Genomic DNA, 13,756 nt, shown 5'->3' on the forward strand with positions numbered 1-13,756 from the left:
GCAGGAGATTCATTGGGGTAACTTCAATTTAACTTTTTTTTCATGTTGTTGCCGTTCTAACGTTTTTCTGGCTTTTTCAGCAATTACGTCCTGTACCCTTTCTTTTTGTATTTTACTTTCCAGCCATGAAATGATGTCAAAGTATATAAATGCTCTCTTTTCAAATGGATTATTTTGCATGGGTAGCAGCCGTTTTCGTAATTTTTGGAATTCAGGGATTAGGTCCTCCTCTGTAAATTCTCCTGCCAGCTTACGCAAAAAGTTCAATATTGCCTTTTGAAAGCGGTGTAGGTCATCCTTTTTTAACATAAATCGGTACGTGGAGCGTATGTAATAATCAATTACGTCCATATTACCCAATTCGTAATGACTGATCAGGTTCAATATTCGTGCGAAAGAGTGAATGTCCTCTCTCAAATCGATGTTTTCAAAGTATGTGATCCTATTTAACCACTGGATGGATTCGCGATAGTTATCATTACCAAAATAAAGACAAGCCACTTTGTAATAGAGAATGATTTTAGAATGATTGTCTAGTTGCGTGATAAAATATTCCAGTCGAGGTTTTATTTTATTCATAAGAGATACCCCGGAACTGAACTCACCCAGCATAAAGATGCGGTTAAACTCATGTACATAGGTGTATTTAAGTAATTTAAGTCGGATGTTTTCGTTGATCAGGTTTTTAGGGTAGTGGCGTATTTCTCTTAATCTGCGACTGGTGTCCACAAATGAATGGTACTCATGGCGTTTGTATTGGGCGATCATCAGGCTATTGATCGCATTCAAATATCCTTCCACACGGAAATAACGCAATTCTTTATGGCTATCAAATAATTGTACCCCTTTCTCAGCGTATTGATGTCCCTTTTCAAAATCTTGCAGGAAAAAATAATATCCAACATATAGATTGTAGAGATTTAATTTTTCATTAGGAGAAAGTTCATCCTCATTAAATTTGGGTAGTTGTGAATTGAACAGACCTGAAATGGTGTCAAGGTCTGTTTGGTTCCTTATGAAACCAATTTTTGTATAAATGGAGTTAAGCTGTGCTGATAAGTTGGTGAATTTATTAATATTATTGATCCTGGCGCTGACATCTTTTACTTCTTCAATGATCCTGTTTACCCGTGTTTCGTTGTCAGGACCAATCGTTTGGGTCAGGATATTTTTTTCCCATTTGAGGATCACGAGTTGTAATTCCAGGTTATCAATTTTTTTTGCCCTCTTTTTTGCCTTTTTCAGCATTTCGACGCACTGATCATAAAGACTACGGTTAAAAAGTATCTGAGCATGATCTATCATCTCGCGTATCTGAATGTCCATGACAGCGCTTTGATTATACTGCCGGATACATTGCAGGACTTTTTTGTACAAATGTGCTTTCAGGTTAGACAACTGCTGCGCCTTGATACCTGGTACCGCCTGTATGATTTCCCTCTCATTATAAGTAGTTTGGCTATCCATTTGATCAAAAAGCATCAGGTATTTGGTATTGGGATCTTCTAGCCGTGACTGTAATTTGAAATAGCGTTTTTCACTTTTTTTGAGCGACTTTATTAATTGAAACAAAGCGTCTGATTTTGTCTTAGACATCGTAATTACCTGTTCATTATTTTGTCTTTATTTTAATTTAAGCATAATAATACACAAATCGATCTCATTTAGCCGTCGTAGATGACGGAATTTTTGGTAGTAGGATAACCTTTGTTTACAAATACTTTTGAATGGAGACACTTAATGAGATTTTTTAGAATGACTTGCTATGAACAATAGAATTCAGATTTTCGATACTACGTTGAGGGATGGTGAGCAAGTGCCCGGTTGCGGGCTGAATAAAGAGGAAAAAATCACCATAGCAAAAGCCCTTGAAGCATTGGGGGTAGATGTAATAGAAGCAGGTTTCCCCATTTCAAGTCCGGGAGATTTTGAATCAGTGAAAGCACTGGCAGATGTGATAAAAGATGCTACTGTTTGTGGCCTGTCCAGGGCCGTAAAAAAAGACATAGAATGTGCCGCCGAAGCATTGAAAAAGGCGGTGAAGCCAAGAATACATACTGGCCTGGGGACATCAGACCAACACGTTTTTACCAAACTTAAAATTTCCAGGGAAGAAGTGCTGATAAGGGCCCATGAATGTGTGTCCTACGCCAAAAAATTTGTAGAAGATGTAGAGTTCTATGCCGAAGATGCTGGTCGTACGGAGAATGAGTTTTTAGCCCGGGTCATCGAAACAGCAGTGAAGGCAGGAGCTACGGTAGTCAATATTCCTGATACTACCGGATATTGTTTGCCGGAGGAGTACGGACAAAAGATCAAATATTTAGCAGATAATGTAAGAGGTATAGAAAATGTTACCATATCCACTCATTGTCATAACGACCTTGGTTTATCTACTGCTAACAGCATTGCAGGAATTCAAAATGGAGCTCGTCAGGTAGAATGTACGATAAACGGTGTTGGTGAACGGGCCGGCAATACTTCGCTCGAAGAAGTGGTCATGATCCTTCGCAAGCATAACTGGTTGAACTTTGAGACCGGCATTAATACTCAGCAACTGTACCCAATAAGTCAACTGGTATCTGAGACTATGAACATGCCCATTCAGGCGAATAAAGCTATAGTTGGATCCAATGCCTTTGCACATTCTTCAGGAATACACCAGGACGGAGTTATCAAAAACAGGGATAATTATGAGATCATAGATCCTGCTGAAGTAGGAGTAAATAAGTCAAGTATTATTCTTACTGCCCGTAGCGGAAGGGCGGCGTTGAATTTTAGGTTAGGCCAGATAGGTGTGCACCTGAATAAGGAGGAGTTGGAAGATACTTACCAACGTTTCTTGAAAGTCGCGGATGAAATCAATGTGGTCAATGATAAAGACCTTAAAGAATTAGTAGAAGGAATAGCTTCTGTAAACGCTTAAAATGCTCAATGCTGATGGAAGTTAAAACATTATTCGATAAGATCTGGGATAACCATGTGGTTCATCAAATAGAAAATGGACCTAACGTATTATATATTGATAAGCACTTTATTCATGAGGTGACCAGTCCACAGGCATTTGCGGGCCTGAAGGAACGTGGAATTGGGGTATACCGTCCTGAACAAACCGTAGCCACTGCGGATCATAATGTGCCTACTCAGGATCAACACCTGCCGATAAAGGACGCACTTTCCAGGCATCAGGTGGATACCCTGATAAAGAATTGCGATGAGTTTGGAGTAGAGCTCTATGGCCTTGGGCACCCCTATCAGGGAATTGTTCATGTTATAGGACCTGAACTGGGTATAACACAACCAGGTATGACCATTGTTTGCGGAGACAGCCATACCTCAACGCATGGGGCCTTCGGAAATATTGCCTTTGGAATAGGTACCAGTGAAGTAGAACAGGTATTGGCCACACAATGTGTGTTACAGCGTAAGCCCAAAACCATGAAGATACAGATTGATGGTGTACTGAATAAAGGCGTAGTGTCAAAAGACATCATACTTTATGTTATTTCAAAGCTATCTACAAGTGGCGGAACGGGTTACTTTATTGAATTCTGCGGATCAGCCATTGAAGGGCTTTCCATGGAGGCTCGTATGACCATTTGTAATATGAGTATAGAAATGGGGGCCAGAGGAGGTTTAATAGCCCCTGATGATACTACATTTAACTATATAAAAGATCGTGAATTTGCGCCCAAAGGTGAGCTGTGGGAGAGGAAACTTGCATACTGGAAAACCTTAAAATCAGATAAAGGTGCCAGCTTCGACAAAGAAATACACTTTAAGGCAGAAGATATTGAACCCATGATCACCTATGGCACTAACCCCGGAATGGGTATAGGGGTCAGTGAAACCATTCCTGCGGTCAACGGTCAATCTGATGTTACTTTGAAAAAGGCGCTGGAATACATGGACCTTACCGGGGGGAGCCAATTATTAGGCAAAAAAGTAGACTACGTCTTTATCGGCAGCTGTACTAATTCCAGGATTGAAGATCTAAGGATGGTGGCTGATCTGGTAAAAGGTAAGAAGAAAGCAGAGCATGTAAATGCAATGATCATACCGGGCTCTAAACAAGTAGAAAAGCAGGCAGTAACTGAGGGAATTGATAAGGTGCTGGCAGAGGCCGGGTTTGAGTTAAGGCAGCCAGGTTGTTCAGCTTGTTTGGGAATGAACGAGGACAAGGTGCCTAAAGGCAAGTATTGTGTTTCTACCTCCAACAGAAATTTTGAGGGTCGTCAGGGGCCTGGTGCCAGAACCATGTTGGCAAGCCCGCTGACAGCGGCTGCTTCAGCTATTACAGGACATGTTACTGATGTAAGAGAGATGTTGAATTAACAGAGATGGAAAAATTTAAAACGCTTAAAAGTACTTGTATCCCACTGCCGTTACAAGATATAGATACTGACCAGATCATTCCGGCAAGATTTCTCAAGGCAACCACACGGGAAGGTTTCGGTGACAATCTATTCAGAGATTGGCGTTACAAGGAAAATGACCACCTCAATCCTGATTTTATTCTGAACCAACCAGGAATAACCGGAGACGTGCTGGTAGCCGGTGAAAATTTTGGATGCGGCTCCAGTAGGGAGCATGCGGCATGGGCATTATTTGATTTCGGATTTAAAGTGGTGATTTCCAGTTTTTTCGCTGACATTTTTAAGAATAATGCTCTTAATAATGGATTGCTGCCTGTTCAGGTGAGCAATGAATTTCTGAACCTATTGTTTGAAAAAATCCAGGCCGATCCTTCTACTGAAGTGAACGTAAGTCTGGAAGATCAGGAAATAAGTATAGCAGGTACTGATTTTAAAGAAAGCTTTGAAATCAATCCCTATAAGAAATATTGCCTCGTACAGGGGTATGATGATATAGACTTTCTTATTAGCAAGAAAGAAGAAATTAAGGAGTTTGAAGACAATCGTCTTGAAGTAGCGAGATGATTACAGCCCCCTAAATATTTTATTCTAGTGGTTTAGGTTGAAAAGTGGGGGCTGTTTTTTTTTGAAAAGAATTGATAAGAAATATTTAGGGACCTTGTTGAATCAGGGAATTGACACATGAAAAAGAATATTGCAGTTTTACCGGGAGACGGCATAGGGCCGGAAGTGACAGCGCAGGGAGTAAAAGCACTTAAAGCTGTTGCCGAACTATACGGTCATGAATTTACTTACGAAGAGGCTCTGGTAGGTGCCGTTGCGATTGATGCTGCTAATGATCCGTTTCCTGCTGAGACTGAAACGGTTTGTAGGGGCGCTGACGCAATTCTTTTTGGAGCTATAGGTCATCCGAAATATGATGATGATCCGAAGGCCAAGGTAAGGCCGGAGCAGGGACTGTTAGCAATGCGCAAAAAGCTGGGACTTTTTACCAATGTGAGGCCGGTGACCAGCTATGACGCCCTTTTATCAATTTCTCCTCTTAAAGAGGAAATCATCAAAGGAGTAGATTTTGTGGTTTTCAGGGAGCTTACAGGAGGTATTTATTTTGGTCAGCCACGAGGTAGGTCGGAAGACGGCACAAACGCTTTTGATACTTGTAACTATTCTAAGGAAGAAATTCTCAGAGTGAGTAATCTTGCTTTTCAAGCAGCCCGAAACCGGTCAGGAAAAGTGACGCTGGTAGATAAGGCAAATGTATTGGCTACCTCGCGACTTTGGAGAGAGACTGTTCAGGAATTGGCAAATGACTATCCGGATATAACACTGGACTTTATGTTTGTAGACAATGCTGCCATGAAGATCATCCAGAATCCGGGTTATTTTGATGTTGTGCTTACTGAAAATATGTTTGGCGACATTATAACGGATGAGGCATCTGTGATTTCAGGTTCATTAGGTATGTTGCCTTCTGCTTCCATTGGTGTGGAAAGAAGTTTGTTCGAACCTATTCACGGTTCCTATCCTCAGGCGGCAGGGAAAAATATTGCGAATCCTTTTGGAGCTATATTATCGGCCGCCATGCTTTTAGAGTATGCTTTCGGTTTGATAGAAGAGAGTAAAACCATCAAAGAGGCTGTGATGAAGACAGTCGATAGCGGGGTAGTTACTGAAGATATTGACAAAGATAAATCCAGCTCTACGGAAGAGGTGGGAGATAAGGTTGTAGCCATGATCCATGAACTATCAGCCGTTAATTTTTAGGTGCGATGAAAAAAAGTGAGGTTGGATATTGCTTTTGTAAACACTATTTGATTAGCTTTATAATAAGATTTAGAAATGAGAAATATAAATATCATAGTCCTCGTCATTATTAATGTCATCGTCAAAACGGCGATCGGGGATAGGTGATATTTGCATGCTAATGAAAAATATCAAGCGCCATCCCCCGGGATGGCGCTTTTTTTATGTCAAAAAAATAGAAACCTGCAACCACATATATCATGTACTACGATGAAAACACCATAATATTCCTCGATGGGAAATGGATACGAGCCAGCGAGGCCCGGACCGGCATGTATAATCAAACTATGCACTATGGCAACGGGGTGTTCGAAGGAATCAGGGCCTATCAGAATGCCGATGGATGCAATGTGTTTAAGGCAAAAGAGCATTTTGAAAGATTACAATATTCTGCCACTAAAATGCATATTGACCTTCCATATTCAATCGATGAATTGATCAATATTTCTTACGAATTGTTGGATAAAAACGATCTGAAAGATGCGTACATACGGCCACTGGTATACCTGGGAGCTAATATGTCACTGTTGCCTACGGATGAAGTACATGTTTTAATGGCAGCCTGGAAATGGGAGAAATTGTTAGGGGAGGAACCACTTAAAGTTATGGTTTCCTCTTACCAACGGCCTAACCCCAGGTCGTGTCACGTGGAGGCTAAAGTGGTGGGACACTATACAAATTCAATTCTCGCGACTGCCGAAGCTAAGAAATTAGGGTATGATGAAGCGCTACTGCTGGATATACATGGTAATGTAGCGGAGGGTTCCGGAGCTAATTTTTTCTATGAAAAAGAAGGGATATTATACACTCCTCCGGCAGGTAACATTTTACCTGGAATTACTCGTGCAACTATCATGGACCTGGCAAAAGACCTCGGAATACACGTGACCGAACGTCAATTTACAATAGAAGAGGTCTATAATGCTGATAATGCCTTCTTCGCTGGTACGGCAGCCGAAATAGCGCCTATTGAATCCATTAATGGAGAGAAATTCAAAGGTTCATGGCAGGAGTCTGCAGGGCACAGCCTTTATCTGATGTATCGTCAAAAAGTTCAATATAACGAATACCAAGGTTTAACTATTGTTTAATTCCAATGTCCAAAACACTTAATAAATACAGCCAGCGAGTCACCCAGGACCCTACCCAACCTGCGGCACAGGCTATGTTGCACGCTATAGGTTTGTCTGAAGAAGACCTTAAAAAACCTCAGGTGGGTATCGTAAGTACCGGTTTTGAGGGTAACCCATGTAACATGCATCTGAATGACCTGGCCCAGGTAGTGAAAGAAGGTGTCAATGCACACGAGCTGGTAGGTTTAGTATTTAATACCATCGGAGTAAGTGATGGCATTTCTATGGGTACACCCGGGATGCGGTATAGCCTGCCCTCACGCGACCTTATAGCTGATTCTATAGAAACAGTAGTTAATGCACAATCCTATGATAGCGTAGTGACTGTTGTAGGATGCGACAAAAATATGCCTGGCGCCATGATCGCTATGGGACGCTTGAACCGACCCGGTATTTTGATGTACGGTGGAACCATTGCCCCCGGGTGCTACAAAAGTAAAAAGCTTGACGTTGTTTCCGCTTTTGAAGCATTAGGAGAGAAAATAGCCGGATCCATTAATGAAGAAGACTATAAAGGTGTGGTGGCCAATGCTTGTCCCGGGCCTGGTGCCTGTGGAGGGATGTATACAGCCAATACCATGGCTTCAGCAATAGAAACATTAGGTATGAGTTTGCCTTACGGGGCTTCTAATCCTGCTATAAGCGCTGATAAGCGAAGAGAGTGTAAGCTGGCAGGGGAGGCTATGAAATATATTTTGGAGCATGACTTGAAACCCAGAGACATTGTCACAAAAGCTTCTTTTGAAAATGCTATTAAAATGATAACTGTCCTTGGGGGATCGACAAATGCTGTTCTGCATTTACTGGCCATAGCTAAGGCTTTTGAAATAAAGCTATCTCTGGATGACTTTACCAGGATCAGCACTGAAACTCCTTTTTTAGCAGACCTTAAGCCCAGTGGTAAATACGTGATGGAAGATCTGCACGAAGTAGGCGGTATCCCGGGAGTGATGAAATTAATGTTAAAAGAAGGCTTGTTGGATGGAACCTGTAAAACAATCACTGGTAAAACAATTGAAGAAAATGTAGCAGATCTGCCAGGGTTGGATACAGGCCAGAAGGTGATCCATATGGTAGATGATCCTATTAAAAGCTCAGGTCATATCCGCATACTGAAAGGTAATCTGGCACCGGAAGGTTCTGTGGCAAAAATTACGGGTAAAGAAGGAGAATTGTTTGAGGGCCCTGCGAGGGTGTTTGAAAGTGAATTTGAGGCAAACGATGGATTAACAGCCGGTCAGGTTAAATCAGGAGAAGTCGTTGTGATACGCTATGAAGGTCCTAGAGGCGGTCCCGGAATGCCGGAAATGCTTAAACCTACTGCTGCTATTATGGGCGCAGGTCTTGGTAAAGAAGTTGCTCTGATTACAGACGGTCGATTTTCAGGAGGTACACATGGTTTTGTAGTTGGGCATATCACCCCTGAGGCGCAGGAAGGTGGGGCGATCGCTTTGGTGAAAGATGGTGATATCATTCGCATAGACGCTAAAGAAAATACTATCCAGGTGTTGATCTCCGATGAAGAATTGGCTACACGAAAAAACCAGTGGCAGGAGCGACCTCTGAAAAAGAAAAGTGGTGTGCTTTATAAATATGCAAGATTTGTTTCATCAGCATCCGAGGGGTGCGTAACGGATTTATAATATGGAGACTATAGCAGTTGAAAAAGAAGTTGGAAAGAAAACACAGACCCTTAGTGGTGCCGAGGCGGTTATCCTGTCGCTCATTGAAGAGCAGACAGAATTTATATTCGGATATCCGGGTGGAGCTATTATGCCTATCTATGATGCACTGTACGGTTATACAGAACAAGTACAACATGTCCTTACCCGCCATGAGCAAGGTGCTATCCATGCTGCCCAGGGATATGCAAGGGTCACAAATCGGCCTGGTGTGGTATTCGCTACTTCCGGTCCGGGTGCTACTAACCTCATCACTGGTTTAGCGGACGCCAAAATCGATAGCACTCCCCTGGTATGTATTACCGGGCAGGTGCCTTTTTCACTGCTGGGAACGGATGCATTTCAGGAAACAGACGTGATCAGTCTTTCCATGCCGGTAACAAAATGGAACTTTCAGGTCACAAAGCCGGAAGATATACCAGGCGCCATTGCCAAAGCATTTTATATTGCTACTTCAGGAAGACCGGGTCCCGTACTGATAGATATTACTAAAGATGCACAGTTTGCTGACATGGAGTATTCTTATAAGAAATGTACGGGATTTAGAAGTTATATTCCAAAACCTCCGGTAGATATTGAAAAAATTAAACAGGCGGCTGAACTAATAAATGCAGCAAAAAGACCTTATATCCTCTTTGGACAAGGAGTGATCCTGTCGGAAGCAGAAGAAGAATTAGCCACATTCGTTGAAAAAACAGGTATTCCTGCTGCATGGACTATTATGGGTTTGTCTGCTATGCCCACTGATCATCCATTAAATGTAGGGATGTTAGGTATGCATGGAAATTATGGGCCCAACAAACTGACCAACGAATGTGATGTTTTGATCGCCGTGGGAATGCGTTTTGATGATCGTGTTACCGGTAACCTGAGCAGGTATGCAAAACAGGCCAAAGTCGTTCATCTTGAAATCGACCCTGCAGAGATAGATAAGAACGTTCAGACAGATGTTGCAGTGTTAGGGGATGCTAAAGAGTCATTGAGACTTCTTGCAGAACATTGTAATACAAATGAGCATAGCGCATGGCTTGACCGTTTTAAGGAATATTCAAAAATAGAATATGACAAGGTAATTCGTCAGGAATTACAGCCTGAAAAAGAAGGTCTATCTATGGGGGAGGTGATCCGCCGGATCAATGAACTTACGGATGGTGATGCTGTAGTAGTTACAGATGTCGGTCAGCACCAGATGGTAACATGCCGATACGCTCATTTTAAAAAGACAAAAAGCAACATTACGTCTGGTGGACTGGGTACTATGGGATTCTGTTTGCCGGCTGCATTAGGTGCAAAGCTTGGTGCTAAGCAACGCGAGGTAATAGCGGTCATCGGAGATGGCGGATTTCAAATGACCCTTCAGGAATTGGGTACTATTTTTCAGACACAGGCTGCAGTAAAGATCGTTATCCTCAATAACCAGTTTTTAGGTATGGTAAGGCAGTGGCAGCAAATGTTTTTCGATAAACGCTATTCATCAACCGAATTGATCAATCCTGATTTTGTGGCTATTGCCAGAGGGTTTGGTATAGAGGCAGCTACGGTAAAGGAGCGTAATAACCTGGATGGAGCCGTAAATACCATGTTTGACCATGACGGCCCCTATTTACTAGAAGTAATGGTTGAAAAAGAAGATAATGTTTTTCCCATGGTACCTAGCGGGGCTTCTGTAGATGAAATAAGGTTAGAATAATCATACGCGGAACGAATACAATGTAAAAGTCTAAACTTAACTGACATTAATGTGAAACAGATATTCACCATCGTAATATTTACAGAAAATAAGATAGGCCTCCTTAATAGAGTCACATCTTTGTTCACTCAAAGACATATTAATATTGAGAGCCTCACTACGTCAGAATCTGAATATACCGGTATACACCGCTTTACAGTAGTGATCCATGAACTGGAGGATAAGACCTTTAAAATAGTAAAGCAAATTGAGAAACAAGTGGAGGTGATTAAAGCTTTTTGCTTTAAAGATGATGAGACTTGCTACAGTGAAATTGCTTTGTATAAATTAAGGCTCGATGAACTTAGCGATATGAAAGAACTTAACCAGGTACTGGAGGCAAATGAAGCAATAATCAAAGAAGAGCTGGGTGAATTTTTGATCATCGAGAAAACAGGGCATAAAGAAGCAACCCATCAGTTGTTTGAAGACCTGAAACCCTTTGGTTTGCATGGGTTCGTTCGATCAGGCAGAGTCTCACTAAGTAAAACGTACAGCACGTTTTCACAGCACTTACAAGACCTTGAAACACATTCAAAAGAAATTATAACAGTTAATTAATCAATCTATTAAAATGGCAAAGATCAATTTTGGTGGTGTCACCGAAGATGTAGTTACCAGAGAAGAATTTCCCTTAGCCAAGGCGAATGAAACTCTTAAAGAAGAAACAATTGCAGTGCTCGGATATGGAGTGCAGGGCCCCGGACAGGCGCTTAACCTGAAAGATAATGGGTTTAACGTGATTGTAGGACAAAGGAAAAACTCTAAAACCTGGGATAAGGCAATAGCTGATGGCTGGGTGCCCGGTGAAACGTTGTTTGAAATTGAGGAAGCTTGTCAAAAAGGAACAATCATTCAGTTTCTGCTCTCTGATGCCGGTCAGATCACACTTTGGCCCACAGTAAAAGCAAACCTTACCGCTGGGAAAGCACTTTATTTTTCACATGGTTTTGGTATTACGTACAAAGAGCGTACAGGTATTGTGCCCCCTGAAGATGTAGATGTTATTTTGGTGGCCCCTAAAGGTTCAGGTACTTCATTACGAAGAATGTTCCTGGAGGGAAGAGGGTTGAATTCAAGTTATGCTATTTTTCAGGATGCCACCGGTAAAGCGAAAGAAAGAGCGGTTGCCTTAGGAATAGGCGTTGGTTCAGGCTACTTATTTGAAACTACCTTCAAGAAAGAAGTATACAGTGATTTAACAGGTGAACGAGGTACTTTGATGGGCGCTATACAGGGGATTTTCTCAGCCCAATACGAAGTTTTAAGGGCCAACGGCCATTCTCCGTCAGAAGCATTTAATGAAACAGTGGAGGAGCTTACACAGTCTTTGATGCCACTTGTAGCAGAAAATGGAATGGACTGGATGTATGCTAACTGTTCTACTACCGCTCAACGCGGCGCGCTGGACTGGTGGAAGAAATTTAAAGATGCTTCCAAACCCGTGTTTGAAGAACTCTATGCTGAGGTAGCTGCAGGTAAAGAGGCACAAAAATCCATAGACTCCAACAGCAAGGATGATTACCGTGAAAAGCTGGAGGTAGAACTGGCAGAGCTTCGTGACTCAGAAATGTGGCAGGCCGGAAGCGCTGTGAGAAAACTCAGACCAGAAGATAACTAATCTAATTACCATGAAGACCATCGGATTGTATTACGGTGGTCTTTTGTTAAACCCGTCATTGGGCTCGCAGCTATGACACAGCTCACTACAACAAAAATATCCATAGATAATATTAAACATGCTGCGCACACATTGAAAGATGTGATTGTCCGGACTCCTTTATTGCCCAATCCTTTATTGTCCGACAGGTATGGGGCCTCCATTACATTAAAACGGGAGGACCTTCAGGTAGTACGTTCTTATAAGATCCGTGGGGCTTACAACAAAATACAAAGCATACCTGCTGCACAACTTACCAATGGAGTAGTATGCGCCAGTGCCGGAAACCATGCACAGGGTGTAGCGTTGGCTTGCTATAAAAAGAAAATATCAGGCACTATTTTTATGCCCGCGCCTACACCCAGTCAGAAGGTGAACCAGGTGAAAATGTTTGGGAAAGAGTATGTGGAAGTGGTGTTGATCGGCGATACCTTTGATGACGCCTTTATTGAAGCCACTCAATTTTCGAAAGATAAGAATGCAGCCTTTATTCCACCTTTTGATGATGAAAAGATCATTGAAGGACAAGGTACTGTAGGTAAAGAAATAATAGAAGATACTCTCTCACCTGTTGATTATTTAATTTTACCTATTGGTGGCGGAGGGCTGGCAGCTGGCGTTTCCAGCTATTTCAAAGTATTGTCGCCGCATACTAGGATCATTGGTGTGGAACCTGCCGGAGCTCCTGCTATGAAAGCATCCATTGATCAGGGGGAGGTAGTGGTCCTTAACAAGATCGACAAGTTTGTCGATGGTGCCGCGGTGAAACGGGTGGGAGACATTACTTTCCAGGTTTGCAAAGAAAACCTTGACAGAGTGATCACAGTTCCGGAAGGTCAGGTCTGTGGAGATATCTTAAGCTTGTATAATGAGCAAGCTATTGTGGTGGAACCAGCCGGAGCGCTCTCTATAGCTGCACTGGAGAACCTGCGGGAAGAGATCAAAGGAAAGCATGTGGTTTGCGTAATAAGTGGCAGCAATAATGACATTACACGTACCATGGAAATCAAAGAACGCTATTTGTTATTCCAGGGACTGAAACATTATTTTATTGTAAACTTTCCGCAACGGGCTGGTGCACTTCGCGAATTTCTTACCGACGTACTTGGGCCGGATGATGATATTACTCACTTTGAATACTCCAAGAAAAATAGTCGTGAACGTGGACCTGCTCTAATTGGCATCGAATTACAGCGACCTGATGATCTAACTTCTTTGATGGATAAAATGCAAAAAAAGAAGTTCAGGTACGAATATGTGAATGACCAACCGGACCTGTTTCATTATTTGATCTGATCTCCAACACTTGTTTATCTGTCAGGCTTTTAAGATAAGTCTTCTCTGAAAATTAAAAACGGATGGAAGGCATCCAA

11 protein-coding genes are annotated in these 13,756 nt (G+C 42.1%); 10 read left to right on the plus strand and 1 reads right to left on the minus strand.

Translation table 11 applies throughout. The features are described 5' to 3' along the window. Positions 1-9 precede the first annotated feature (9 nt). Positions 10-1,596: a hypothetical protein gene (locus FNH22_RS03210; RefSeq protein WP_143396879.1), complete on the minus strand. Its 1,587-nt coding sequence runs from the start codon at positions 1,594-1,596 to the stop codon at positions 10-12. A gap of 169 nt (positions 1,597-1,765) precedes the next feature. On the opposite strand from FNH22_RS03210, the gene FNH22_RS03215 reads away from it, so the two are divergent. The 10 genes from FNH22_RS03215 (at position 1,766) to ilvA (ending at position 13,679) form a co-directional block, all read left to right on the plus strand. After that, positions 1,766-2,926 (plus strand): 2-isopropylmalate synthase, encoded by a 1,161-nt coding sequence (locus FNH22_RS03215; protein ID WP_143396880.1) that lies wholly within the window; start codon positions 1,766-1,768, stop codon positions 2,924-2,926. Positions 2,927-2,940: 14 nt separating this feature from the next. After that, positions 2,941-4,335 (plus strand): 3-isopropylmalate dehydratase large subunit, encoded by a 1,395-nt coding sequence (gene leuC / locus FNH22_RS03220; RefSeq protein ID WP_143396881.1) that lies wholly within the window; start codon positions 2,941-2,943, stop codon positions 4,333-4,335. A 5-nt stretch (positions 4,336-4,340) separates the two neighbouring features. Then, positions 4,341-4,940 (plus strand): 3-isopropylmalate dehydratase small subunit, encoded by a 600-nt coding sequence (gene leuD / locus FNH22_RS03225; protein ID WP_143396882.1) that lies wholly within the window; start codon positions 4,341-4,343, stop codon positions 4,938-4,940. A gap of 117 nt (positions 4,941-5,057) precedes the next feature. Next, a complete protein-coding gene (leuB, locus tag FNH22_RS03230) occupies positions 5,058-6,140 on the plus strand; it encodes a 3-isopropylmalate dehydrogenase (protein WP_143396883.1) in 1,083 nt (360 codons plus the stop codon). A 239-nt stretch (positions 6,141-6,379) separates the two neighbouring features. After that, positions 6,380-7,270 carry a branched-chain amino acid transaminase gene (locus FNH22_RS03235; protein WP_143396884.1) on the plus strand — a complete coding sequence of 297 codons (891 nt, stop codon included), beginning with the start codon at positions 6,380-6,382 and terminating at the stop codon, positions 7,268-7,270. 5 nt (positions 7,271-7,275) lie between these two features. Beyond that, complete coding sequence (gene ilvD / locus FNH22_RS03240) at positions 7,276-8,955, plus strand: dihydroxy-acid dehydratase (RefSeq protein ID WP_143396885.1); 1,680 nt, start codon at positions 7,276-7,278, stop codon at positions 8,953-8,955. A gap of 1 nt (position 8,956) precedes the next feature. Continuing rightward, positions 8,957-10,684: a biosynthetic-type acetolactate synthase large subunit gene (ilvB, locus tag FNH22_RS03245; RefSeq protein WP_143396886.1), complete on the plus strand. Its 1,728-nt coding sequence runs from the start codon at positions 8,957-8,959 to the stop codon at positions 10,682-10,684. Between the two features lie 51 nt (positions 10,685-10,735). Then, entirely contained in the window at positions 10,736-11,284 is a 549-nt protein-coding gene (ilvN, locus tag FNH22_RS03250; RefSeq protein WP_143396887.1) for an acetolactate synthase small subunit, read from the plus strand. Positions 11,285-11,297: 13 nt separating this feature from the next. After that, on the plus strand, positions 11,298-12,344 hold the full coding sequence (gene ilvC / locus FNH22_RS03255; protein ID WP_143396888.1) for a ketol-acid reductoisomerase: 1,047 nt from the start codon (positions 11,298-11,300) through the stop codon (positions 12,342-12,344). 72 nt (positions 12,345-12,416) lie between these two features. Then, positions 12,417-13,679 carry a threonine ammonia-lyase IlvA gene (gene ilvA / locus FNH22_RS03260; RefSeq protein ID WP_143396889.1) on the plus strand — a complete coding sequence of 421 codons (1,263 nt, stop codon included), beginning with the start codon at positions 12,417-12,419 and terminating at the stop codon, positions 13,677-13,679. Positions 13,680-13,756: the final 77 nt, after the last annotated feature.

Origin of the sequence: Fulvivirga sp. M361, assembly GCF_007097395.1 — a bacterium.
Classification (GTDB): Bacteria; Bacteroidota; Bacteroidia; order Cytophagales; family Cyclobacteriaceae; genus Fulvivirga.

Bases quoted from the DNA above. Each gene is read 5' to 3' on its own strand.
- FNH22_RS03210 (WP_143396879.1), bottom strand. From the start codon at position 1,596: ATGTCTAAGACAAAATCAGACGCTTTGTTTCAATTAATAAAGTCGCTC.
- FNH22_RS03215 (WP_143396880.1), top strand. From the start codon at position 1,766: ATGAACAATAGAATTCAGATTTTCGATACTACGTTGAGGGATGGTGAG.
- leuC (WP_143396881.1), top strand. From the start codon at position 2,941: ATGGAAGTTAAAACATTATTCGATAAGATCTGGGATAACCATGTGGTT.
- leuD (WP_143396882.1), top strand. From the start codon at position 4,341: ATGGAAAAATTTAAAACGCTTAAAAGTACTTGTATCCCACTGCCGTTA.
- leuB (WP_143396883.1), top strand. From the start codon at position 5,058: ATGAAAAAGAATATTGCAGTTTTACCGGGAGACGGCATAGGGCCGGAA.
- FNH22_RS03235 (WP_143396884.1), top strand. From the start codon at position 6,380: ATGTACTACGATGAAAACACCATAATATTCCTCGATGGGAAATGGATA.
- ilvD (WP_143396885.1), top strand. From the start codon at position 7,276: ATGTCCAAAACACTTAATAAATACAGCCAGCGAGTCACCCAGGACCCT.
- ilvB (WP_143396886.1), top strand. From the start codon at position 8,957: ATGGAGACTATAGCAGTTGAAAAAGAAGTTGGAAAGAAAACACAGACC.
- ilvC (WP_143396888.1), top strand. From the start codon at position 11,298: ATGGCAAAGATCAATTTTGGTGGTGTCACCGAAGATGTAGTTACCAGA.
- ilvA (WP_143396889.1), top strand. From the start codon at position 12,417: ATGACACAGCTCACTACAACAAAAATATCCATAGATAATATTAAACAT.